Annotated in this window: 17 protein-coding genes; 6 read left to right on the forward strand and 11 right to left on the reverse strand. The window is 45.0% G+C overall.

What is annotated here, in order from left to right:
- Positions 1-7 precede the first annotated feature (7 nt).
- From R3D00_23350 to R3D00_23365, 4 genes are all read right to left on the reverse strand, one after another.
- On the reverse strand, positions 8-3,184 hold the full coding sequence (locus R3D00_23350) for a hypothetical protein (GenBank protein ID MEZ4776129.1): 3,177 nt from the start codon (positions 3,182-3,184) through the stop codon (positions 8-10).
- Positions 3,185-3,334: 150 nt separating this feature from the next.
- Positions 3,335-3,727 carry a TonB-dependent receptor plug domain-containing protein gene (locus R3D00_23355; GenBank protein ID MEZ4776130.1) on the reverse strand — a complete coding sequence of 131 codons (393 nt, stop codon included), beginning with the start codon at positions 3,725-3,727 and terminating at the stop codon, positions 3,335-3,337.
- 4 nt (positions 3,728-3,731) lie between these two features.
- Positions 3,732-4,145 (reverse strand): TonB-dependent receptor plug domain-containing protein, encoded by a 414-nt coding sequence (locus tag R3D00_23360; GenBank protein ID MEZ4776131.1) that lies wholly within the window; start codon positions 4,143-4,145, stop codon positions 3,732-3,734.
- An 84-nt stretch (positions 4,146-4,229) separates the two neighbouring features.
- Positions 4,230-5,396, reverse strand: a complete 1,167-nt coding sequence (locus R3D00_23365; GenBank protein MEZ4776132.1) for an aminotransferase class V-fold PLP-dependent enzyme — start codon at positions 5,394-5,396, stop codon at positions 4,230-4,232.
- 197 nt (positions 5,397-5,593) lie between these two features.
- On the opposite strand from R3D00_23365, the gene R3D00_23370 reads away from it, so the two are divergent.
- The 6 genes from R3D00_23370 to R3D00_23395 all read left to right on the forward strand — a co-directional run bounded on the left by R3D00_23370 (position 5,594) and on the right by R3D00_23395 (position 13,924).
- Positions 5,594-6,571 carry an NAD-binding protein gene (locus R3D00_23370; GenBank protein MEZ4776133.1) on the forward strand — a complete coding sequence of 326 codons (978 nt, stop codon included), beginning with the start codon at positions 5,594-5,596 and terminating at the stop codon, positions 6,569-6,571.
- 248 nt (positions 6,572-6,819) lie between these two features.
- On the forward strand, positions 6,820-9,213 hold the full coding sequence (locus R3D00_23375; GenBank protein ID MEZ4776134.1) for a gliding motility-associated C-terminal domain-containing protein: 2,394 nt from the start codon (positions 6,820-6,822) through the stop codon (positions 9,211-9,213).
- Positions 9,213-9,965: an AAC(3) family N-acetyltransferase gene (locus tag R3D00_23380; GenBank protein ID MEZ4776135.1), complete on the forward strand. Its 753-nt coding sequence runs from the start codon at positions 9,213-9,215 to the stop codon at positions 9,963-9,965. Before R3D00_23375 ends, R3D00_23380 begins: the two co-directional genes overlap by 1 nt.
- A 45-nt stretch (positions 9,966-10,010) precedes the next feature.
- The gene (locus R3D00_23385) at positions 10,011-11,552 is read left to right on the forward strand and encodes a glycosyltransferase family 39 protein (protein ID MEZ4776136.1); all 1,542 of its coding nucleotides are present in this window, start codon (positions 10,011-10,013) and stop codon (positions 11,550-11,552) included.
- Positions 11,553-11,616: 64 nt separating this feature from the next.
- Entirely contained in the window at positions 11,617-12,876 is a 1,260-nt protein-coding gene (locus tag R3D00_23390) for a carboxypeptidase-like regulatory domain-containing protein (protein ID MEZ4776137.1), read from the forward strand.
- A gap of 157 nt (positions 12,877-13,033) precedes the next feature.
- Positions 13,034-13,924, forward strand: coding sequence for a TIM barrel protein (locus R3D00_23395; GenBank protein MEZ4776138.1), 891 nt, complete (start codon positions 13,034-13,036; stop codon positions 13,922-13,924).
- A gap of 103 nt (positions 13,925-14,027) precedes the next feature.
- On the opposite strand, the gene R3D00_23400 is transcribed toward R3D00_23395, so the two are convergent.
- The 7 genes from R3D00_23400 to R3D00_23430 form a co-directional block, all read right to left on the reverse strand.
- On the reverse strand, positions 14,028-15,056 hold the full coding sequence (locus R3D00_23400; GenBank protein ID MEZ4776139.1) for a GntR family transcriptional regulator: 1,029 nt from the start codon (positions 15,054-15,056) through the stop codon (positions 14,028-14,030).
- A 373-nt stretch (positions 15,057-15,429) separates the two neighbouring features.
- Complete coding sequence (locus tag R3D00_23405; protein ID MEZ4776140.1) at positions 15,430-16,803, reverse strand: AGE family epimerase/isomerase; 1,374 nt, start codon at positions 16,801-16,803, stop codon at positions 15,430-15,432.
- A 33-nt stretch (positions 16,804-16,836) separates the two neighbouring features.
- On the reverse strand, positions 16,837-17,637 hold the full coding sequence (locus R3D00_23410; protein ID MEZ4776141.1) for a hypothetical protein: 801 nt from the start codon (positions 17,635-17,637) through the stop codon (positions 16,837-16,839).
- A 65-nt stretch (positions 17,638-17,702) separates the two neighbouring features.
- A complete protein-coding gene (locus R3D00_23415; protein ID MEZ4776142.1) occupies positions 17,703-18,455 on the reverse strand; it encodes a LytTR family DNA-binding domain-containing protein in 753 nt (250 codons plus the stop codon).
- Between the two features lie 19 nt (positions 18,456-18,474).
- Positions 18,475-18,951, reverse strand: coding sequence for a hypothetical protein (locus R3D00_23420; GenBank protein ID MEZ4776143.1), 477 nt, complete (start codon positions 18,949-18,951; stop codon positions 18,475-18,477).
- Positions 18,942-20,168: an AAA family ATPase gene (locus tag R3D00_23425; protein MEZ4776144.1), complete on the reverse strand. Its 1,227-nt coding sequence runs from the start codon at positions 20,166-20,168 to the stop codon at positions 18,942-18,944. Before R3D00_23425 ends, R3D00_23420 begins: the two co-directional genes overlap by 10 nt.
- A 202-nt stretch (positions 20,169-20,370) precedes the next feature.
- A complete protein-coding gene (locus R3D00_23430; GenBank protein MEZ4776145.1) occupies positions 20,371-21,837 on the reverse strand; it encodes a hypothetical protein in 1,467 nt (488 codons plus the stop codon).
- Between the last annotated feature and the right edge of the window lie 246 nt (positions 21,838-22,083).

The following is a 22,083-nucleotide window of genomic DNA, read 5'->3' on the forward strand; positions in this document are numbered from 1 at the left end:
CACGTAACTAGTTTTTAAAGTTGTAGGTGGTTTTCTGAAGAATATTGCTCTCATGGTCGCGTGTCAGTCTTAGCCTGCCCATGAGATCATACTCATAGCTGGTTTTAATATTCCGTGTATCACACATGCCTTTCAGTTGAAGATTGGAATCATATGTCGTGGTAGTCATAGTGGCATCCTCGGGATGAAGCCGCAATTCGTCGATCTGCCCCGAACCCGAAATGGTAAGGGTGGAATTGCCCGAAAAGCTGATTTTTTTCTCTATATACGTCCACCCATTATTGTCTGTATCCATACCCGAATTTGCAGTGGCTGTGCCGGTAGAGGTGTTGACCGTGCCCTTTGCCCAGTAGCTGAGCAGATAATTTCCGGCGGGGATATTTGCCTTCATGATATTGCCGGAGGACAGCGCATAGCATCTTTCACCAGTTTTGGCAGAAGTGTTTACCGTCGTGCCTGTATAAGCCCAATTGCCGGAATGGACATCTTCAAAGCTGGAAAAAGCGACCTCATTGGCTGTGGCATTATTCACCTGAGCAATTGCAATCTGATTATTGTAGCCCCAGATAATAGACACCGGATTGCCAAATATTTTCTGCTGTTGAATGACATTGCCAAAAGTATCATATTGGTACTGAACGATTTTTTTGTACCAGTTTTTCCCTGCTACCTGGTATCCGGGAATCAGTTTTCCATATACCTGGGGAAAAGTGCCCAATGACTCTTCAGGGGTAAATGTTGAAGATGAGACGGGCAAAACAGATTCGAAGTTCCAGACAGCGATGGGCAAAATTAGTTTATTAGCAATATTGGATGAACCGGAGACCTCCGCAAACTCTCTCAAATTTCCAGAGATAAGCGAAAGGTTGTTGAGTGACGGGCCTTCCCATGACTGAACTTCAATCAACACACTTCGCATAAATTTATCCAGAAAATCCTTCACTTTAGGGCTATTGGAGGCGATACCGAGCGAGAGATTGGGATCATAATCCATTGCATATTTTTGTTTATTTACCATTACCCTTCCGTCACTATTTGTGGTAATTGTCCGGGTTACCTGACCGTGACGATAGTTGTCATATTCATACTCCACTTTCTTTTCAGAGAAATCGACCCCATCATCATTGTAGATTCGCTCAATCGTCGAAGTGGGAATGACCCAGCGGCTTTGAGTTGCAGATTCCCAGAAATCAAAAAGTCCGAGATAATTGATACCGGGGCCAATGAAGGGAGATATGCCCAGCTTTTGGGGTTTTACATGCAGGGCAACGATATCGTGTTCGAGGAAAATAGAGCCACTGAAACTGAAAGTATTAATCACCTGTTTTACCTTCCGGTAACCCGTCTGAGTACGGGCATAATCAGTTTTTTTGAGCAGTTTCCCCCTATGCCAGTCCATCGTACTGTTTATATCGTAATCCGCGATAAAGGAGAATTCAAGTTCTGATTTTCCATTACTTCCATTTACTCCCAGCAATTCCGTCACATGAGTATATCCCACAGTTCCCCCCTGGGTACGCCCCAGCGCGATGGTGCTGAATGAAGATAGCTTAAAGAAAATACAGTCTATCGTTTTTCCAGGCAACGTGGTACTGGGGTCGTCAATGATAAAGGTCAGGCTCTCATAGTAGGGCGAAAGCGGGCGGACCAGTTTTCCGCTGGAAATCCCAGGGTTTGCGGGATCTTCATAAACCAGAGTCCGAACCATATCTTTTGCCGGATCGATTCCGTCGTGTGTAGTGGTTTTTTTGACCCGAAGCCCGCTGGCTTCTCCGCCACCGCCGATGGTGTTCAATTCGTACTCAAACTTTGAGTATCCGCCTGTCGGGAAGGTAATTTTTGTAAGGACCCCAGCCTTTGCAAAATTGAAGTTGGGTGTGCGATTGGCCCCTGCATAGGTTTGAGTTCCGATGGTGACTGTAGGAATGAGCGAATTGATATTATCATTAAAGGTCATTCCATTATAGAAACCCCAATGATCCTGTTGTTTGGAAGTACGGGAGGGCAGAGCCACACTTTCCTCATAGGAAAATAAATAGGGAGGTTTTGTATCCCCGTTGGGCGCTTTTTCTGTGATACTAATCAGTTTCAGACGCTTTTTCTTATAGTCCGATGCGCTGTTGTTGAAATAGCTGTAAGCCAGATTTATGCGCCTCACTTCCTGATTGTTTCGGTTATAAATAACCATGGAGGTAAGCTTGTAGTCCAGGTTAGCTGTCCCCAGGTCATTTCGGGTGCCATCTTTGACAAAAACTATTTTCCCATTGGGCCAGTTGATTTCTGTAAGTTTCATTGCTTTATCCATAACCGCTGCAATATTGGTAAATACAGGAGCCGGAGGTACCTGACAAAAAAGGTTGTTGGGCAATGGCTGGTACTTGACTTCGGCTGATACCGGTTGGGTAAGATGTCCTCCGGCTGAGCTGTATTTCATGGTTATGGTTTCCTTACCGGAAGGAGAAAGGATATCGGTGAGGTACCAACTGGAGACAAATGGCGCAGCGATATTGTTGTGGCCTACAGCACTGGTGACTTCATAGGCCTCCTCTCCAGCCAGGCTTGTTCCAAAAATATATCGGATACCATTTTCATCGGTAATCTGAAACTTGTAGGCAGAGATTCTTTCAATTTTGATGTGCTCATAAGGAACGGGAAAGATGTCTCCGTTTTCTTCGAATAAAAATTTACCACTCCGCCCGGCAAAATTGTAGTAATAAAGATCAGGCTGCGCATCTATCGTGCCTTCCGAGACCGCGTAGAGGTAATTGTAGTCTGCCTGCTCATCGATACTGTTGGCGGCAGGGATGACATGGTTAAAACACCCGTTGGGCAATTCGTCGGGCAGTCCCCTGACGGTACGGGTAATCACCCCACCGGCATTGAGAGACCAGCCAAGCCCTGTCCAGGAGGCGATTTCCTCGACTTTAACCCCACCTGCGTGATAAGACAGAGAAATATCGAGGTTGAGATCACGTGCATGAATTTCCCATAGCGGAATATTGACTTTGGGAATTCCTGTGTAATGACTTACCGGAACCTCTCCATATTTACCTAAAGCGGCGGCTGTTGGAGAAGGCGGAATCATATCCGGCATGTAATTTTCCTGCCCGCGAACCGACTGAAAAGTACAGGCAAGCAGAACATACAGGGCGGCGATTATGCCCCTGCAATAATGTGTCTTCATAGATTTGTGCAATTAGTGAATGAAAAAAAATGAAAGAACGAAATGACAGGAGCGAATATGCCCGTCGTTTCGTTCTTCATCAATCCCGGATTTACAAGCGGCCGGGAATATCATTTAAACGGTAGAAGGAAGTTTTTTATCGGTGCGCCGCTACTTCACGAGGATAATTTCAATTACCCCATTGGCTGCGCCAAGGCCATAGCCGGATAGTTGCCCCGGGTCGCGGATCACATTGATCCGGGCTACGTCTGCCGGGTTGATAGACTGGATCGCTGAATATCCGGAGCCTACCCGGTACCCATCGACGACAATCAGTGGTTCACTTGAAGTGATCATTGTATTTTGGCCTCTGATCTGCAACTGAATATTTTCGCCCGTACCCGAAACCTGCAAATTGGGCTGTCGGCGAAGCAGGTCAGCCATGGTAGAGGCAGGCGTATCTCGCATCGTGGAAGCGGCGTCCCGTGCTACTGAGCCGTTGCTTTTACACGAACTGGCAAATAGCAGGGCAGCAAACGCAAATAGTAAGACAAATGGTTTCATACAATTATTGCTTTTTGATTCTGATATTGACGGCTCCTGTCATAGAAGAGATATTATATCGGGCCAGACGGGCCTGATCTCTGATCACCTCCACACTTTCCACATCATTGGGGTTTATATCCTGAACAGACTGATAGCCTATGCCGATTCTTTGGCCATCGAGCAAAAACATCACCTCTTCATCCGGATCTGAAATCGTCTTTTGACCGCGCAATTGTACCCTGGCATTAGCGCCTGAACCCGTGATATACAAAAACGGTTGTCGGCGCAGCAGATCAAGAATACTGAGTGCGGGCGCCGCTTCTGTTTTTGTTTTTGGCGTACTGCTGGCTGTTGCTGCACCGCCTGATTTACAGGAAAGCAGAGACACCGTCAGAAATCCGGTAAGGATAATGGATAATATGTTTATAGATTTCATGGAAATAGAAATAAATTATTGAGGTTAAGACATAATTCATATATAAGATAAGGAATTCTACCAGAAAGTGCATCCTGTACTGCCTCAAAAGTGCTGGCTAAGTACCTCGTCGATTTCAACTTCCGTATTGTAGTAATGGGGAGAAAACCGAATTGCCCAGCTTACCCCTTTGCGGTCAAAATCTATAACTGCATTGCGACGGAAAGCCAGGGAGCAATTTATTCCCCGTTTATCCAGTTGGGTTTTGATTTCTAAAGGATTCCTTCCGTTGATATGAAAGGTAACAATGCCACAAAGTTTTTTGCCTTCATCCAGCACCCTTACCCCGTCGATTTCCGCCAACCGGTTTCGGGTATAGGCGGCAAGCGCATTTACTCTGTTTTCAATTTTGGGCATACCGATATTTGTCGCATAGCGGGCAGCTTCACCCATAGCCAGAAGAAGGGCATAGGAGAACTCGAAGGTTTCGTAGCGTTTGGCATCTGCGCGGGGGATATAGGTTTGAGCATCGGTCCACTCAGCTCCATTGAGATCCATATATATGGGTTCCAGTCCCATCGCCAGCGCACGATCAGAGACCCACAGCGCACCCATACCTCGCGGGCCGCGAAGGAATTTGCGGCTCGTAATGCTGAAAAAATCACAGCCTATTTCTTCCGGATTTACATCTATTTGCCCCAGGGACTGACAACCATCGACGATATAAAGGATTTCATTTTCGCGGCATATTTTACCAATTTCCCCTACAGGCTGAACAAGTCCCGAATTAGTAGGAACATGCGTAACAGCGGCCAGTTTAGGACGATATTTTTTTGCATAATCGGAGAAAGCATCCACACTGATTCCTCCCGCTTCTGTATCGGGAACATGTATTACCTTCACACCCACCCTTTTAGACAGCGCCAGAAAAGTGATTTGATTGGCACAATAGTCATTGGTAGAAGTAAGGATCACATCGCCGTTGCCTAGCGGAACAGAAGAAACTGCAATCGACCAGGCATCCGTGGCGCTTGCAGAGAAGGCTATATTATGCCCTTGACTATGGAGCAATTGTCCGAGAGAATCATACGCCTGGCGTATTTCCCCTTCACGTGCCATCATCACCTCATATCCACCTTCCAGACTCTCCTGGTCAATAATTTCCTTGATTTTGTTTATGACTGGTGAAGGCATAAGGCTTGCACCTGCATTGTTGAGATGAATGCGGTGAGCTGTACCGGGGGTATCATTTCGAAGAGAGGATATATTCATTGGGTAATGATTGAATAAAATCCCAAGATAAAGAAATAATAGCGTTGTCTAAACAACTTATTCTTCGGAGGATGCGACAGATTTTATGAATTATCTATCGACAAAATATAGCTCCCGAGCTTCAGATTATGTAATTTTATCATGACATTAGGATTCAACATACTATGCAACTTCCAGCCTCGGTGCAAAAAATCATAATGGCAATTTCGCTTCTGGCGGGAACTTCGCTGGTTGGCACCATTGGCTATTCCATCATTGAAGGGTATGGCACACTGGATGCCATCTACCAGACCGTGATTACCATGAGTACGGTGGGGTTTGGAACGGTTAGAGAATTAAGTGCTGGAGGGAAAATATTTTCAATTGTTCTGATTATTATCAGCGCAGGGATTTATATTTATGCGATTACTACAATCACAACTTTTGTCATTGAAGGAGAAGTCAAATATATATTTGACCGTTATAGAGCCAATAAAATCGTGAAACAACTCTCTGGGCACATTATTATTTGTGGTTTAGGTCGAAACGGGCGGGAAGCAGCTATTGAGCTGATTCGCCAAAAACAGCCATTTGTCGTCATTGAAAATCATCAGGAGGTAATTGATGAATTTATGCTACTGCATCAGGTGCTGGCGATTAAAGGGGACGCTACGCATGAAGAAGTCCTTGAAGAAGCCAACATTCACAAGGCTAAAGGATTAATCAGCTCTTTGTCCACTGATGCCGAGAATGTCTACATTACCCTTACGGCCCGCCAAATGAGCCCGACGATTCAAATCGTAGCCCGGGCTTCACATGAGTCCTCCATATCGAAACTCAAGCGTGCAGGTGCAGACAAAGTCATTGTACCCAACTTAATCGGAGGGCGGAAAATGGTCAATATGATTACACGTTCGGCACTAAATGAATTTATCGAATTAGTATCCGGTGAGGGAAATCATAACCTCAGGCTGGAAGTGTTTGATTGTCGCGAACACCCGGAACTGGTGGGAAAAACCATGGCAGAACTTGGAATCCGGGCCCGAACCGGCGTACTGGTCTTAGGAAAAAAACACGCCGACCGACCAATAGAACTTAACCCCACCGCTACAGAAGAACTGGAATCCAGCGATAAACTCTTCATCATGGGAACTGATACGCAGTTGGCGAAGTTTAAACACGAATATTTGACTTGAAGATTAGCTTTTGTTGGGGTATGCGGAAAATATCAATCAACCGACTAAACATCTGTTGATTAAAAAATAAGATTATTTGATTTTTTTTTGCAAAGTTTTATATTAGCTGTTATGAAAGTTGAGAGATTTTCCATAAATTAACCCCGTTAACGGGGTTAAGCACCCTGCCCACCTTGGATATACCCAATTCCCGTACCCACAATCGCAAAAGTTATGTAGATTGTATGACGATAATACATGCTACTATTATGCGATTACTCTTGCTTTTTATTTTCTTATGGATGGTATCAGTTGATCACCTTCAGGCTCAGACTGACACCGAGTTCTGGTTTGCCGCACCAGAAGTATCCATTGACCATGGTGATCGCCCGATACAGCTTAAGGTTTCCGCATTTGACCGGCCTGCTACAGTAACAGTAACCCGCCCGGCAAGCCCTTCCGCATCTACGGTCCAGGTTACGGTAAATGCCAATGAAACCCGCACCATTGACCTCACAAGCTATATACAGTATATTGAAAATATTCCTGCAAATAATGTCAACCCCAACGGGTTGCTAATCCAGTCAACCTCTCCGATTGCCGCTTATTATGAAGTAGCCAACCCCTATAACCCCGAGATCTATGTTCTGAAAGGAAAAAATGCTTTGGGCACTCATTTTTTTATCCCCAGCCAGACCAATTTTCTCAATATGCATGGCAGTGATAGCTTTGAGATTGTAGCGACCAGAGACCAAACGACGGTTACCATTACCCCAAAACAATCCATTATCGGCCACAACGCCAATACAGCTTTTACCATTACACTCAATCGTGGGGAAACCTACTCTGCACGAGCAGTAGGCACGTCAGGATATTCACACCTCGCCGGCTCACAGGTAGTTTCCGACAAACCCATCGCCATTACTGGCTCGGATGATTCTATCCTCATCGGATTTGGCTGGGATCTCATCGGCGACCAACTGGTACCTGAGCCTGTCATCGGCAAAGAGTATATCGTAGTGAAAGGTTCGGCTAATCAGGAAAAAGTCTATATCACAGCTACACAAAACAATACGGCCATTTACTTCAGTGGCAACGCCGTGCCGCAATATACCCTAAACGCAGGGGAATCCGTTGGTAAAGATATCCTTGGGTCAGCCATGCATATACGCGCTTCTGCCCCTATTTATGTGCTACACCTTTCCGGCGCAGGAGACGAAGCCGGCAGTGCACTGCTCCCCGCCATAGGCTGTACAGGGGCAAAAGAAGTGGGCTTTGCAAGGGGTAGCGGGAGTGTCTATCTGATCCTGCTTACCGAAAAAGGAAATGAAGGAAATTTTACCCTAAACGGAGCTACCGGTATCATCCCGGCTTCCGCTTTTACCACAGTTCCCGGCACCTCCAGTCAGTGGGTTTCTGCAAGGATTGCCGTTACTTCCAGCCTGAGCAATGCCAGCACCAACCGAGTCAGAAATGATAATGGCTTCTTTCATTTAGGTGTTTTCTATGATACCGGTATTGGCGCAGCTTATGGGTATTTCTCCGAATACAACAGCCTCTACCTGGGTGAATCACAAAAAATTTGTGCGGGTGATACTCTCTTGCTCGATGCAGGCAATGACAAAGACAGCTATCTCTGGCAGGATGGAAGCACGGCTTCTACATTCCGCGTAACTACAGGCGGCACCTACTGGGTGCGCAGTACGTTTGAAGGCTGCGAACTTGTCGACACCGTCGTGATTGATATGATTGATCCGCAGGCAAATCTTGGACCTGACCGGGAAATTTGTCCGGAAGAAACTGTCTTACTTGACGCATCTTATCCGGGAGCCAGCTACCGGTGGAGCTTTGGCTCGACAGACTCCATAGTCATTGCACGAACCCCTGGAATTTACTCCGTAACCGTCTCCAAAGATGGCTGCCAGGATAAAGATACTGTAGCGATTTCCATCAAAAACCTGCCGGAAGTCGATCTTGGCCCGGATACCATTCTCTGCGACAATGATACTTATAGGCTGGATGTAACCGCTCCCGGTGCACAATACCAATGGCAGGATGGATCTACCAATGGATCCTTCCTGATCGATGCTACCGGGAAATACTGGGTAGATGTAACCGTTTCCGGATGTTTTCTCAGTGATACTATCTTCAGTCAGTCCATTTTTGCTGAAGCTGACCTGGGCCCGGATACGGTCCTTTGCCCGGATGAAGCGATCATTCTGGACATTTCCCATCCCGATGCGCTGGCTTATCTTTGGCAGGACGGCAATACTTCCCCAAAACGTGAAATACGGGAAGCAGGGCTGTATTTTGTCGAACTAACCGACTACTGCCAGACGATGAGGGACAGTGTCAGGGTCGAATATAAAGACTGCGACTGCACATTATTTATGCCCAACGCATTTACCCCCAACCAGGATGGTGTCAATGATTATTTTTTCCCGGTCTTTCAATGTGAAATGTCAGGTTATCAATTGCAAATATTCAATCGGTGGGGAAAACTAGTATTTGAAACTGACAATCCCGATGTCCACTGGGACGGTTATTCCAAAGGAAGCCCCAGCCCACCCGGTGTATATGCATGGCGGGTTTCATACCAGGGACTACTCAACCGTAAACCGGTTGACAGGCTATTAAGTGGCACAGTAACCATTTTGCGGTAATGGATAGAATTGTTGGGAGAATTGAGAATGATCTAAAAACACTGGGCCTCCCGGCCGGCAGTACACTGCTCGTTCACGCCTCTCTGAGCAGCATGGGGTATGTAGCAGGAGGACCAGAAACGGTCATCCAGGGACTGTTACATGCGCTCGGGCCGACAGGAACGCTCCTCCTCCCCTGCCTCAGTTATGAACATGTCAATAATTTCCAGCCGGTATTTGACCGCGCCCATACCGTTTCGAATGTAGGTTCGATTCCGGAATATTTCAGGACAAGGCCCGGCACACTGCGAAGCATTCACCCCACACACTCTGTGTGCGGCACAGGCCCACTCGCAGAAACCATGCTTTCCGGACATGAAGAAGACGATACGCCCTGTGGGACAAATTCTCCTTTTCAAAAACTTCGCGATCTCAATGGCTATATCCTGATGCTGGGGTGTGGTCTTAGTCCAAACACCTCTTTTCATGCTATAGAAGAACATATCGCGCCGCCTTATCTCTTTCGCGATTTACCTCAGCAATATATGCTTACGGCAAATGGAAAAACCTGGAAGAAAAACTATAAGATTCACAATTTCGACGGATGGATTCAGCGATATGACCGGCTGAGAAACGTGCTGGAAGAACCATTCCTCAGAAAAAATAAAGTATTGTTTGCTACAGCATGGCTTATCTCTGTCCCGGAAATGTGGGCAGCAGTTATGGCCAAAATGCAGGAAAATCCGCTCTATTTTGTTGATTTGGATGACTAGGAAAAGCCGTAATATCTTTTGTAAATTGGCCCAACAATCTACTGTATGAACAAATCCCGCTTCCTTCAACTGGCGACTTCTATCAATGCGATCATTTTCTATACCTTGATATTCCTGTTTATCTATTACGGCTATCAGAATATCATCGCCCTGCCTCCACAAAGCATTCATTCATGGCGACAGTCGGATTGTACATCTATGGCCTGGAATTATTACTCCACAACCGCTAATTTTTTCACCCCTCATTTTCACAATCTCTTCTGGGCTGGCACAGGCAGCTCAGCCGGAGAATTTCCCATCATCTACTGGATTGTGGGTATGCTCTACCGGCTTCTCGGGCCAGGCGAATGGATTTTCCGCTCAATCAACATCCTGATTGTATTTGCCGGGCTTTGGGGATATGGTCGTACAGTCAATTTGCTTACAGGCGAAAAGTTCTGGCCGGCCATTGCAATTACGGCTTTGTTTGTATCGCCGGCAATGGTCTATTATACTAATAATTTCCTGCCTGATGCTCCGGCAATTGGTCTTTGCCTGCTCGGATGGTGGTTTTTCTTTCAATACAGCCAAACCCAGATTCACCGGCAGTTTGTCTGGGCCATGGTATGCTTCACCCTCGGCATGCTCATCAAACTTTCGGCGGGAATCAGCCTCCTCATGGCGGGCGCGATCTGGTTTTTTGAGTGGAACCAATGGGCTTCTTTTGGCGAGAAACAAACGATATTTCCCAAACCCCGCTGGAAATATGTCCTGTATTTTGCAGGGGCTGTTGCAGTGATTGCCGCATGGTATATTTATGCGGACCTTTACAGCAAAGCTCATGATGTTTATTTTGTCAATAAAGCGACCCCGCTGACAGATCTGGATCAGACTAAGTTTCAGTTCATTATCTTTCAGTATTTCCGGTTTATCGGGCCCAACTACTATTCTACCACCATGCATCTCCTGCTGATCGTCATGACACTTATTGGGTTTTCATCGACCGGCAGGAAAAACAAATTATTGTTTGCCCTCAGCGCCATGGCTTTTATAGGTGTAGTGGCATATATCTATCTGTTTTTTGTAAAGTTTGACATCCACGATTATTATATGATTGTGACGTCGATTTTCCCGGCGATGATTTTTTTAATGGGCGCAAAAGTGCTCAAAGAAGATTTTCAGGTACTCTTTAGCTCTCCCGTCTTTAAAGTGCTGATCGCTGGTTTTTTCTTCTACAATGTTTACTATGCAAAAATGGAAATGCAGAGCAGATATTATGGAAACCACCAAAATTACCGTAGTAAAGAAGCCTTCTATCAGCCGGAGTTTCAAGACTTTCTGGACTCTGTTGGAGTAACCAAAGACAAAAAGGTAGTCAGCATTCCCAGCATTGAACCCAATTACGACCTATACCTGATGGATCGGAAAGGATGGGTGGGAAATAAATATAAAGATTATACAGAAACAATGGGATTTGTCAACTGGAGAGGGGCAGACTTTCTGATTCTGAGCGATACCAGCCTGTTTGCCGAACCCCGGCTTCAGCCTTTCATGAAAGATACCGCAGGGCATTTTCAGGATATTTATGTGTTTCGTCTGAAAAAATAACAGTGGCTGCAACTTTTCTGCTGTTTTTTCCCTCTGACGATCATAACAGACAAACACAGCTCTGATGAAAATTATACTTTCTATTCTCCTGCTGGCAATAGCTACGCTGTCAGCCCAAACCCAAAACCGACTTTCCGGAAGGATTGTTGATGGGGAAACCCTTGAGCCACTGCCATTTGTACAAATACGCGCCCTCAATGCCCGTATCGGTACCCTTACCAACGAGGACGGCTATTTTTTACTGAAACTCCCCTCAAATGCATCGGATACCGTCTATTTTTCCCATATCGGGTATGAAGTGTTAAAAAAAGCCGTTTCGGGAAATGATGCACTGGAAATGGGTACGATTTCTCTCCGCGAGAAAGTCGTATCACTTCATGAAGTGGTGATCCGGCCAGTTGAACCTGAAGACCTCCTGCGGCAGGCCATCGCCGCCATTCCCGAAAATTACAACCACAATCCGCTGAATATGCAGGGATTTTACCGGGAAATGATATGGCGGGACACAAAACCTGCTCAGTTTAGTGAAGCTGTCGTAGATATTTTCAAAGTCCCCAATGAAAAGGAAGAAACCAGCGGAAATCGCCTCCGGCTTCTCAAAGGCAGGTCATTTATGGACTCTGCTCTACTGGAAAAGGTTACCGTGAATATCGGTGGCGGCGGCCCCAAAAGTATCATAGGAAAAGCCATAGTCGGCGAAACATTGGGCGAAAATTTCCTCGATCCCAAAGAATTTAAACACTACGAATACAAAATCGACGGCGTCAGTACACTTGCAGGGAGAGATGTCTATGTCATCAGCTTTGACCAAAAAGAGAAACTCGACCGGCGATTGTATCAGGGGAAGATTTATCTCGATTTACAAACACTGGCTTTTGCTTCCATAGACTACAAGCTGAGTGAACGAGGTAAAAAATTTCCCCTGACCCGGGCTCTGGGCTTTAAAGCTGCGGCTGCACTTGCCATGATGCGTACCCTGGGCATACGTTTGACCTATAATGCTGAATCTGGAAAGACTGACTATGTATATGACCGGGGAAAATGGTATCTCAACTATTCTTCTCTGGATTTTGGCGGAGTGCTTACCACCAAAGGAAAATTTGATATGCCTGAATCTATGGATATCGGGGTGGGCCTCGAAATGCTGATTACCCGCATGGATCCGGGGAAAGCAGACCGTTTTGCCGATAGTGAACTGATCAATGATGAGGTATCGCTGAAGGAACAGGTAGGCGAATATGACGAAGCATTTTGGGAAGGGCATAACTATCTTCAACCGGGTAAAAAGCTGAGAGAAGCCGTAGAAAAAATAAAGGGACAGTAACCCTTCTGTCCCTTTTTTATGAACCAAACTACTACAAAAAATTTCGATTTATTGCTTTTTACTCTATAAATAACGGTAAATTAAAGCGCGCTACTGTCCTGTACTATACTGTTAACAGCACGCATATTCTTTTAAAAAATTTCTAAAAAAAACTACTATGGCTCGAAAAATTTCCCGTAAGGATGCCTTAAAAACTATTACTTTGGGCTCGGTTGGCCTCCCTGCACTGATGAGTTGTGCAGATGCAGCAACCAGTACGCAAAAACCTGAAGAGGCTATGGAACTAAAAGGTAATATCAACCACTCTGTCTGCCGGTGGTGCTACAGCAAAATTCCGCTGGAAGATTTGTGTAAAGCCGCTAAAGAAATGGGCCTGAAGGCAATTGACCTTCTCAACCCCGACGAATGGCATGTTGCTATTGAACACGGACTGGAAGTGTCCATGTCTTTTGGAAGCCCGCTGGGCATTACCAAAGGGTTTAATGACCCACAATACCATGCGCAATTGTACAAAGATCTCGCTGAGATCATCCCCAAAGCTGCTGAAATGGGGCTAAAAAACATTATCTGTTTTTCGGGCAATCGCAATGGCATGAGCGACGAAGTCGGCATGGAAAACTGTGCAGTCGGACTGGATCCTGTAGTAAAACTGGCAGAAAAACACAATGTCAATATTGTCATGGAATTGCTCAACAGTAAACGAAATCACGCTGATTATATGTGTGATCTCACGCCCTGGGGAGTCGACCTGGTCAAAAAAGTGGGGTCTGAAAGGTTCAAACTGCTCTATGACATCTACCACATGCAAATCATGGAAGGTGATGTGATTGCCACCATCAAGGAATTCCATCCTTATTTTGCTCATTATCACACCGGCGGTGTTCCTGGTCGTCATGAAATTGATGAAACACAGGAACTGTACTACCCGGCAATCATGGAGGCGATTTTAGAAACGGGTTATAAAGGGTATGTTGCTCAGGAGTTCATCCCGGCCGGCCCTGATCCGCTAGCTTCACTGAGAGCTTCCATCAAAATTTGTGACGTATAGTCTTTTCGCTGAAAAAGTAATTGTGCAAAGGGTTGATCTTCGATCAGCCCTTTACACGCTTAACAGTGGGGGTGTGATAATTAACCAAAAACTTCATGAATCATTATAGCGAATTTCTTCTCAGCAGATAAAATGGATTCTTCACAGACTCCCGGTTTTTATTGATAATCATATCCGCAGCTACCTGCCCCATCTTGAGGTGATCTGTGGAAATCACAGTAATCCCGTTTCCGACAACCTCTTTCATCGGTGTATCATTATAAGAAATAATGCCAACGTCTTTTCCTAGCTCCAAACGCAACTTCTGGCATTTTTTGACCAATTCAATCAGATCTGATTCCTCCAGCACTACATAAGCCTCGCCTTTCTTAGGGGTATGATCGACAGCCGTAGGTATTAAATCGTAGTCAAAGTTGGCGTCATGACAGAAATTGCGAAAACCCACACGAATCTCTGGCGGAAATTTGGCCTGCCGGGGATATATCAGATATAATTTTTTATACTTCTTCAACAGGTCTAACCCCGAAAAAAGAGCGCCTTCCAAATCCTTGGCAAAATCCTGATAAATACAGCTAAAACTCCCGTCCAAATCTCTGATATGACGGTCCATAATCAGAAGCTTATTCCGGGGGATTTTTTTCAACAAAGCCTCCACCTCATCTTTACAATCGTAAAAATGTGGCATTATCACATAGTAATCATAATTGCCAATATTGTCCAGGATCAATTCCTCGAAATATTTAAAATCAGAATGGTGCACATGGAAATTGATACATGCCCGCTTTCCCAAAGCCTTAGCAAACGAATTGAAAATCACCTTCTTGTAATCAGTGAGCTTATTAAAAACCACCATTACACGTATTTTAGCAATTTCAATTGTGCCATTTACATAATATCCTTTTCCAGGGACTGATGATATCACCCCGCGCTGGCTTAGTTCCCGATATGCTTTCTCTACTGTGTCACGGGATAAATAGTACTCCTCGCTCGTCTCGTTGATAGATGGAATCCGGTCTCCGGGCTTAAAAAACTCCTGGTTGATTTCTTCCAGAATTGTATTGATGACCTGCCGGTACTTGGGGAGACGTGAGTTTTCATCAATACGTTCAAATTTACTCACAAGCGTGTTCATAGTAGTAGTGGTTTATAAAGCAAGAAAATACAGTGTTTAAGTCGGGTTCTTTGCGTATTTCATACACAATATAATAAGTCGAATATAAAAAAGCAAGAGTCTGAAAAAGTTGTTTGCTTAAATTATCACTTCACTGGTTGAAAAAAATTCTCAGGGAAATGCGCACTCAGTCCATAACGCTCCCCGCAGCTCCTTCAACCAGTGAAGCTGTTTGCCCGCTGAAGCCCTGTCACCACAGGTTTCCAAACACCGCGAAGGAATCGCATCTGCACGGGCAGACGCAGAGGGAAAATATAGCATCTGCGTTACTTCACAGCAAACTATCTTGATAGAAAGCAGTCTTTCTGTTTAGATTTTAGCGAAAATCTTCAAACTAGTGCCCCCCTGTTTCCAGTAACTTCAGTGAATACATCAGGGAGCGACCATCGTGGTAAGCACTTTTCCAGACATTGGCTTTGTTTCGGGTAATAGTCTCGGGAGAATGGTCTGTACCGAAACTATACCAGCCCCCATAGGTCTGGTCAATCAGATATTTTTTGATATAATCCCACTCGAGCAGCATCCCTTCTCTGTAGGATTTTTCTTCAGGGAAAATGGTGGAAAAAAGCAACAGACTGTGAAATCCTTCGGCCTGTGCCCACCAGTTTTTTCGCTCATCTACAATCTTCATTCCTTCGGGAAAATAATACCCTTGTTCATAGACTCCGCCAATCTCATGATCAAACCCTTTTTCCAGGCTGTGATCAACCAGCTTTTTCGCTACCGGCAGGGTTTCGTTGTACCAGTTTTCGCCCAATAACTCGGCGGCTTCCAGTAGCAGAAACCCTGTTTCGATATCGTGCCCAAATGACACATGATCGATATTGTAATGTTTCTCGCGCGATTCGGCACTACTGTCTTTATAAGAAACTTCTTTCCAGTCTGGGGTGAAATAGAGATTCATATACCCTTCAGGACGGGTGATGGTATCGCGGATGGTAACAAGCGTTTCTTCAAATCTGGCCCTCAACAGGCTGTCTTCCCAGACAGGATATAACTCGGCAAATGCCTCCAGCAAATGTATGGTGGGATTCTGGTCTTTATATCCCAGCTGCGGTTGTCCCGCCGGTACCGGTAAATCGCGGCCAAAGGCTTTCCCTTCCCGGTTGAGAAACGGGTAATAACCTTGATTTACCGGATCATGGCTGTATTTTTCCAGCCACATAAATGTTTTCTTCGCAAGATCAAGGGCCTCTTCCGAACCGGTAAGTTTGTAATAGGCTGCCAACCCGAATATGGCAAATGCATTTCCATAAGCCCATTTGTCGGCATCATTTTCCCCACTTTTCCATTCGCCTGACCGATCGACCGTATAAAAAAAGCCGTCCATTTCGTGGTCCCACATTTTGTCGCGGAGGAATGCGTATCCCTGGTCTGCATACGCTCTGTAACCGGGTTTGTCAGGGTAAAACATCGCAACTTTTGAAGTAACCCACAAATGGCGAGCCTGGGTAACAATGCTTTTATTCTGGGGTCCGTTGGGTTCCCACTTGTAGTCCAGATCAGAAAGATACCCGCCCTGCTCTTTATCAATAATGGCAGGATACCATTTGTCCAGCAGTTGTTCATTAAGGGCGAAAGTTAGTTCCTGCCTGAGTTGTTCGTTTGTCATACCCTGATCAGTTTTTTCTTCAGGATCAGGTGTACAACCTGCCCATAAAAGGAGAATAGGGAGAAGATAAAGGAATTTACATGCGGTAGTAGTCATAGCAATTGGGGTTAGTCGTTACCTCTAACTACGTCATAATTTTTTTTTCTGTAAATAATTTTTTTGAAAAATCACCAAAGGCAGCAGACCATGTGGCAGCCTGAATAGCATTTGAGGCAACCATTCAAACAAGGTGGTATTCAGATCTGCCGGCGATACGTATGCGACGATTCTTGCAAATGCTGTCAAAAGCCCCCAAATTGTCATGTAGATCAGGCTTAATCGCCTAAACCGGGGTAAAAATATCCCTATACTTACTGCAAAATCCACAATACCCGCCGCCAACAAAAAACGTGAGGCTGGAGGTCCCGAAACACCCAAAATACTCGTAACCATATAATGAAAATTGGCGGGCTGCGGGAATACCCCGCTGGCATACAAGCCGTGTCCTGTAAAAACCAACGCAATAACGATCAGGGTCATTCGATCAAAAGAAGGTGCGTTTTGCACAGAAAACCACATTCCGGGAAACGCAGACAGACTGTACAGCAACAACAGAGGCGTCGCCCACTGTGCGGTTTGTTCGATCAATTGTGCCAACTGGTACTGGCTGGTCTGCCACATTGCAAATGTCATTACCAGCAAGGGTACAACCGCCAATACCAGCAATAACTGAAGCCACCGGTCTCCGGTTTTCACAAACCAGACAAGAACAGAACAAATGATCCAGTAAACACCTATCGAAGATATGATCCACGATGTATCACCGGGATTTTCCTGCCAAAGGTGAAAGGGTGTCTGAAGGAAGACAAACTGCCATCCACGTCCCAGCAACAGTGCAAATGCCGCCAGCCGGAGAATCTGGATGGGGTTGAGGAAAAGATTACGGGCCATTGCCAAATCTAATAAAATTTGTATATTGTACAATCCCAGCCCGCTCCGCTCCCACAATCTGTTTTTCAGATTGGATTAAACCGCTCTATAAATTCATCTTTTCGGTTTTCTGAAACCGGTACTTCTGTGTGATCCTGAAGTATGGCTATACCGCCCTTTTTGCGCCGTTTGTACGCTGTAACCTGTTGAAGGTTGATCAGGTGAGATTGGTGTGCGCGAAAAAAACCGAGGTTGCTTAACAATTCTTCGTAAACCTTCATCGTGCGGGGAATCGTTGTCTTTTTCCCGTCCACGAAAAAAAATTGTGTGTAATTTCTGTCGGCCTCACATCTGACGATATTTTTTACTTCCACGACGACAAACCCGTCCATGGTGGGCAATACAATTCGGCCAAATTGTTCATTGAGGATGCCGAGGTTTTCTTTAAAAATATCATACCTGATTTTCCGTCCTTCTTCCCGCTTTTTTTCGCCGGCTTTTCCGACAGCTTTGACAAGTTCATCAACATCTACGGGTTTGAGCAGGTAATCAATCGCTGAAAATCTTATAGCTCTTACCGCATACTCATCGTATGCAGTGGTAAAAATAATATCAAAATTCAACTCTTCGAGCTGCTGTAATATATCAAAGCTGCTGCCCGGACTCAGCCTTACATCCAGGAAAACAAGGTCGGGTTTCAGGGTTTGAATGGCATTTAAGCCGGTTTTTACCCCGTCGGCTTCGCCAACCACTTCTACCATCTCACAATACATGGAAAGGTAGCTGCGCAGAATCACGCGGGCGTCCTCTTCATCATCTATGATCAATGCTCGGATCATGGGTGTAAAAGTTTTAAAATTATTCGATTTTTATCACATCACTCACCCGGAGGATGAAACCTGTTTCGTCTTCAAATTGCTGGCTGAAATTCTTGCCACCAGCTTTAAAATGGGGTCTTTGTTTATTTGAAATATGCCCGTAATGCCTTGTATATGCAGCAATATTTGAATCTCTTTTAAAAAGTGCGATGGTGTTTTTTAACTGGTTTCTTGCTTTTCCTGCCCACCTGCCACCATCTCTGTCTTTAAGTTCAATAAACATTAACACATCATCGTAAGCCATCATACTCTCACATCTTTCTCCTTCTGCATCAGGAATCCCCAAACATTCGTCAATAGCAGTATGTGTTATTTCTTTAGCACCCGCATTGTCAACCCAAACATTCCAATCATCTGCATTTGTAAAGGAAAGGGTCGCAGGTGGAGCATCGTAAATCCCAAAAACTGTTTCAATAGTCCTTGTTTGGCATTTCTCCTGAAAAAAATCTATCGCCATCCTTTTTCAATTTCTTGTAGTTGAGCAAATAATTCATTCGAGTCTTCGAGACTACTGTTTAAGTAATTTTCATCCGAGGGGAGCCCTTTATAATCCGACAATACATTTATTGAGCCGTCTTGCTCATTCATTTCATAAATGACCAGATTGTCTGCACATAAGGTAGATCCTAAAGGAACGATTTCTGCCAGTTTCCTTTTTGCTTCTTCGGTATCCAGTTTTGTTTTTACCATTTCTGCTTTCACTGCCAGGGTCAGGTAATTGATCAAATAAGGGCTATGGGTAGTCATTATCAACTGATTGCCTTCAGGCTTTGTATGGCTGAGCAATTCATACAGTAAGCTTCTTTGAGATGAAGGAAATAGATTTTGCTCGGGCTCTTCAACGATATTGATAAAACAGGCTCTTTTTCTTTTGGCACTCAACTGACGTAAATAAGCCTGTCGGATTTCCGGTGTAAGCTGCGGATCGTTCAATATACTCTTTATTTCCTTGTCCAGTTTTTTCTGTTCTTCCAAAGAATTTTCTTCAATGGAGAGGTCTTTTTCTGCCGTCAGACTATCAGAAAGGTATTTTGTGACCAGAAACAATGGAACAGTTGATTGAAAACCACTGGAAGCTTCTGAAAGGCGGAGATCATAATCTCCGTTCTCCCCTACAATACGGGCCAGTTTATTCAGGTTGTCGTATTCAAATCTTACTTTGTTGATGGGCAATTCGATTCCGCTGGCAAAAAAGTTTTTTGCTGCATCAAATTCATCATTGAAAGTGTAAAGGGTACTTGGTAAATTTTTGAGTTTGTCGGGCCGGTCAACTGAACTTAAAAAATTCCGCTCAGCAGGGGCATACATGATTTTGGGAAGCAGGTAACCGTTTTCACTTGTTTTTTTGGCCTCAAATTCTCCGGCAATATAGCTGAGTGCAAAAGCTTTCCCGATATACTCAATATGCGTTTCCTGAGTGGCGTATCTTTCGATGCGCTGATAGGCCAACTGTTTCAAAAACCGGTTGTGCGTATTTAATTCATCCTGCCTTATGGTTCCCATCACCATTGCTTTTTCAATCCAGCTTAAGGTTGAAACCAGCTTTGCCACAGTGCTTTTGCCCGAACCCTGATTGCCGATAAATACCGTAACCTTTTTTATGTCCAGCCATCCTGCCTGCGCCTGATAGCCTGACTTGATGGGGCCAAAGTTTTTTATTCTGATTTTGCTCATCTCAATTTCCTTCTACTATTTTTATTTCTTCTTCCGTCAAACCGTAAAGTTGGTAAACTAATTGGTCGATTTGGGCTTCAATTCTTCTAAAATCATCTGCCAAAAATATTTGCTTTCCCATAAATCTGCCAATATTTTCCCATCATCCCAAATATATCGGGGGAATGAGAATAGCTTTTTAGTTACAATTGCACAACCCGGTTTACCGTTTCCTCATCCACGCTCTCACGGCATCGCCAAACGCTTTTGCGTTATCGGGAGAAAGTTCGTCCCACTCCCGGCCACACCAAAGCCCGTCTACCCCGGCTTCGAGGGCTTTCGTTACAGCTTCATATACTTGTGCCGGCGTGATATCGCAATCATAACCCGGCATATCAAACCCGGGGCGGGCGTATACCCGGGCTTCGCCATTCACATTTTGTACCGCACGGCGGCATTCCTGAAAAACATAATCGGCGCTGAATTCGGTATCGCTTTCGAGGTGCTGTTGCAGCCTTGGTTCCGTCTCCGGATCATACCCCAGCATGCTCAGATACATAGGATATGAATAGCGGGGATCGGCATCCCCAAACAGTATTTTTTCATAGTTGCGCTGATAATGCCCCAACGAACGACGCCCCATGCTGTCAAAGTAAACCGCAACACTCAACCAGTCAGAATACGCCCCCATTTTGCGATAGTCCCAGGTGGCCCGCATCATAATATCCCAGGTCATGCCATGATCAATATGCCAGCCCACCTGAATGTCGGGATTGATCTGTTTGATCTGCTTGTACATTCTTTTTCGCTGATTTTCGCGGGAATCCATCCAGAATTGCTCCCAAAGCAGCACATCTGCATACTGAAAAAGTATGCGCATAAAAGCCGAAAAATTGCCATCAGCGGGTTTTTCTCCTGCGTTTATTCGGTTGCCGAAATTTTGAATCTCAATAAACCCCTGTCTGGCTCTTTCTATGGAAATATTTCTCTCCGCAGCGAGTTTGCGGCAGTGATCACAAAAACAGGTTCCCGAAATGTTTTTCCCCAGCGCGGCCAGTAAAGGCCCTCCCCGCTCCTGTCCAAACTTAAAGCCCTCCAGGAAAGGATGAGATTTTACCAGATCCTCCACAATTGCTTCCCAATAACGAATATAGCCGGGATGGTTGAAACAGACATTTTTCCCTTTTTCCCCATATACATCAACTTCGGAAAACTCTTCAAATCCGGGAATAGCACCCGTAATAACGTAGGGCTCCAGAATGCGGGCATATACTTTCATTTTTCTGGGTTCGGCCTCTGACCACAATTCATTCAGCACATCTCTGCCGGCGTATTTGGCACCAGAGTCCTGCCTGATCCATTGGGGATTGGGATAATAGTCAGGGGTTGACTTTACCCAGGTGTTGGTATATTCTCGTCCGTTTTCGTCCGTCTTGGGGCGGTAGTTTTTTTGGTACTGATTAAAAACATGGTCGTGGCTGAACGTCATGACCGTATTTATGCCGGCAAGTTCCTGCATAGCATCGAGGCAGTTGGCAATGCCTCTGTCAAATAAATACTCAGGTAAAACAGGAGTACCGAGAAAAAAATCTCCTGCTTTTCTGGAAGACAGATTGAGAGAAAGTGGATTCCATGCTGAAAGAGATACAGCTGCGGTTGCGGAGGTTTGGAGAAATTTTCTTCGTTTCATTTTGGCTGCTCTGTAAATAATCGCATAGCCAATATACCGATTTCACCATTATATTCCGATTACTCCGAATAGTTGGAATGGACGTATTTATACCCCGCCTGCTTTTCTTTTTTCGATTTTGGAGATGATTTTTTCGATATCCGCCATTGGCAGAGCTACAATTTTGGCGATGATTTCGACCGGCATATTCTCATTCCAGCATCTTTCAACTACCCCTTCTTTTTCTTCTAGTTTGCCTTCTGGAAG

Source organism: Bacteroidia bacterium, assembly GCA_041391665.1.
Lineage (GTDB): Bacteria > Bacteroidota > Bacteroidia > J057 > J057 > JAGQVA01.